The 3,746-nt window shown below is 66.9% G+C and carries 1 protein-coding gene and 1 pseudogene; both read left to right on the top strand.

What is annotated here, in order from left to right; translation table 11 throughout:
• Positions 1-88: 88 nt before the first annotated feature.
• Positions 89-1,411 (top strand): annotated as a pseudogene (locus ABTY04_RS40520) (transposase); the annotation flags it as partial.
• Between the two features lie 978 nt (positions 1,412-2,389).
• A complete protein-coding gene (gene tpg / locus ABTY04_RS40515) occupies positions 2,390-2,941 on the top strand; it encodes a telomere-protecting terminal protein Tpg (RefSeq protein ID WP_352218439.1) in 552 nt (183 codons plus the stop codon).
• Positions 2,942-3,746: the final 805 nt, after the last annotated feature.

Below are 3,746 nucleotides of genomic sequence, written 5' to 3'. Positions count from 1 at the left end.
CGACGGCGCACCCGATCTTGCCTGGCATCCCACCACTCCAGACCGCTGATCAGACCCATCCCGCTTGACGCTTAACCGCGTGCGATGTCTGCGGTGGAAGGCCGCGTGCGGGCTCGGCTTGCACGACATGGCCTTCGATCCATCGCTGCTGGCCTACTTCCGGCGCCGTCTGGCACGATCCGCCCGGCCGGACCGCGTCTTCGAGGCGGTCCGGGAAGTCGTGAAGGCGACCGGCGTCCTCAAGGGCAAGCACCGGCGGGCGCTGGATTCCACGGTGCTGGACGACGCGGTCGCCACCCAGGACACCGTCACCCAGATCATCTCCGCCATCCGCGCCGTGATCCGGGAAGTCCCCGGGGCCGGCCAGGTCGCGGCGGCGCGATGCACCGCGCACGACTACACAGATCCAGGCAAACCGAAGATCGCATGGAACGACGCGGCCGCCCGCGCCGTGCTGGTCGACGCCCTGGTCACCGATGCCCTCAACCTGCTCGGGCACCTGCCCGAACGCGAGCTCGGCGAGAAAGCCGCGAACGCTGTTGGCCTGCTGGCCCTGGTCGCCGGCCAGGACGTCGAGCCGGCCGACGACTCTGACGGACGCGACGGACGCTGGCGCATCGCCCGGCGGACGGTGACGGACCGGACAGTCTCCACCGTCGATCCCGACGCGCGGCACATCCACAAGAACCGCACCCGCCACCAGGACGGCTTCAAAGGACATGCCTGCTTCGAACCGGAGACCGGACTGTTCACAGCCGTCGCCCTCACCAGCGGTTACGGCCCGGACAATCACGAAGCTGCCGTCGCCGCCGATCTCCTCGCCGACGAGGACGGCGAGTTAACCGTGCTCGGCGACTCCGCCTATGGCACCGGTGACCTGCGCATGCGCCTTGCGGCCGACGGCCACACCCTGGTGATCAAACCGCCACCACTGCGGCACGCGATCCCCGGCGGCTTCACCGTCGACGACTTCCATATCGACGCGGCCGCCGGCACCGCGACCTGTCCGGCCGGACACACCGCCAACCTCGGCCAGGCCAAAGCGGACGGCGCCCGCACCGCCCAGTTCAAGCGCGTCTGCACCCACTGCCCCCTGCGTGAACGCTGCACCACCTCCAAGACCGGACGCACCCTCAACGTCCACCCCCAGCACGAACTGCTGGCCACCGCCCGGGCACAAGCCGCCACCGACCCCGTCTGGCAGGACGAATACCGCAAATGGCGGCCCCCAGTCGAACGTGCCATCGCCTGGCTCGTCGCCAAAGGCAACCGGAAAGTCCCCTACCGAGGCGTCATCGCCAACAACACCTGGCTCCACCACCGTGCCGCCGCCCTCAACCTCCGCCGACTGATCAACCTCGGCCTCACCCGCACCAACAGCACCTGGCGCCTCATCCCAGCAGCCACATAGCCAAAGGGGCCGCCCGGCCCTACGGCCGGACAGCCCCTGAACAAGATCTTCATCAGCCTTCTAGCCCAGCGATGGCTGCGGTGATGGCGGTGAGGGTAGGGCGGTTGGCTTCCCTAAGGTGTACACGCAGTTCGAGGACCAGATTCCGGCGAGGGCCTGGTGGGAGCACATCTGTGCCCGGCATACGCAGCAACTGAGCCATCGACACACCCTGCCAGGGAAGCACTTGCCATTTCCCCCGATTACCTGAACTCACACACATTGACGCCACGGATAAACACACCACTCCACACATAGACGTGGTTCTGCACGATTCGATGCATGACACACATGAACTCTGAATGTCCGCCATATGCATGCGCAGACACTGACTGATACACCCAGCACCAGGTATTCCTCATCGTGATGTCTCTGAAGCTTCGAGGGACCTGTTTGAACAACCTACCGTTTCCGCTGGTCAGAGCACGTTTCGAGGTGCTTTCGTTGATGGCGTCCACCCCTGAGACGCCTCTTCGTCTCAGAAAGTGGACGACGGCGTGGCTGTCCCCGAAAACGGGCGACGGCCCCCTGGTAGCGCAGGGAGCCGTCAGCAGAGGACAGTCCCCGACGAAGGAGAACCTCATGTCCCAAACTGAGCGTACGGTCATCGCCCGCAGTGAGAAACCCCCCGCACCGGAACGGGCATTGAGCACGGGGCGCTGGGCCCACTTGGCCCGGCGAGTCCGCAACGAGGCCGGCGTACACCTCCTCCGAGGTGCCGCCACAGCAGCAGGCGGCGCACTCGTCCTCTACGCCAGCACCTGGCTGCACTCACGCTGACCCATACCCATCAAGCCCACCCGCTCCAGGCAACCGCTCCGCTCGCAGGCCTCTACCGCATCTTGTCGTTGCTCGCCGGAAGATCCGTGTTCCGGTCGCCCTGTGCCTTGTCACGTGAAAAACCCGGTACAACAACGGGTCGGCGGCCGGAGGAGCACAGTGATCGGGGCGGGGCTGGAGCAGGTGCTGTTCACGCAACCAGTGCCGGGTACCACCGAGCAACAGCTGCGTGCTTTGCTCAGGTGGGCGAAGGGCTCCAAGCAGATCGTGGCGCAGGAGCTGGGCGTGTCACTACGGACGGTTCAACGGTGGACGGCTCGAAAGGCGTCGGCGCGCGCCCGGCCGAGTGTCCGTCATCTGGCGCTGATCGAGGCGCGGGTGCGGGCCAGGTGGCAGCCGCTGGTGCGGGCCCGGCGCCGGGCTGTCGCTGAGCAGCGGGGGCTGGTGGTGCACACCCGGGCCCGGTTCGGATTCTCGGCCGGCGCCAAGAGTTCCGACGATCCGAGGCACCGGCTGCTGACCTCGATCGTGCCAGGCGAGGTGGCTCGCGAGCTGTTCTCCGCCTGGGAAGCAGGTGCCCCCGACGGGCAGCACACCGCGATCCTGGCCCGGGCGCTGGGACACGTCTACTTCCGGCAGGCGGGACAGCGCGCGCACGCATTGAAGACGGAGTTCACAGAGATCGACTTCATCGAGTTCGGCCTCGCCTAACGGCTCTGCTGCCACCTTCGGGCAGCAAGGCGGTCAGCCGAAGCATGAGAGTTGACTCCAAGGCAGGCCTGTTGTCACTCGGGGGCGTCTGCCGGCGGCGGCAGGGGGTGTGGCCGGAGTCCACCTGCGCAGGCCAGCACTTCTGTCGCCGAAGAGTTCAGGAAGATCGTGAACACGGACGATCGGTCCACGGAGTCGATGAAACCGGTACGCACACGCTCTTCCCCGGCCTGCCGGAGGATGTCGACCGACGCGGCAAGGCCCCCGACTGTGTGCCCACGCCGAGCAGCTGTGCGGATACGGATTGCGAACACACCCGCGTGCCGGCTGGCGGGGACCAGACCGTCCCCGACCCGGAAGGCACCCCCGGCAACCAAGGCGTCACGGGCAGGTCCGCAGGCCGGAGTCTGTTCGCCAAGCATGGCAATGAGCTCCCCGCGAGGAATGCTGCGCACAGGTACTCGAACGACCCACTCATCGGCCTCGTGTGACAACTGCAGCGCCTCTCCGGTGACAGCCCGACTGCTTCGACCTGCTCCCTCCGCAGGCTACGTGGTGCCGACGGTGACAACTACCAAGCCTCGGCACGGGCGGGTAGGAGGCGCTCGCAGCGGAGCGCCTCGCGCTTCTCGCCCCAGTCCCAGATCACCGGGCCGGGCCGTGCCTCTACCCGGCCCGGAGGCTGGGGAGGGCGCACCTTGATGTCCTCGGCAGGGAGTATCACGAAAGCGGTGTTCACCACTCGGTTGGCGTAGAGGTTTCTCGTTGATCTGGTTGGCTCACACTCGTTCGGCGGAGAGGCGGC

It is taken from the genome of Streptomyces sp. NPDC097981 (genome assembly GCF_040302565.1).
Taxonomy (GTDB): Bacteria; Actinomycetota; Actinomycetes; order Streptomycetales; family Streptomycetaceae; genus Streptomyces.
This window is presented reverse-complemented; position numbering and strand designations above follow the sequence as displayed.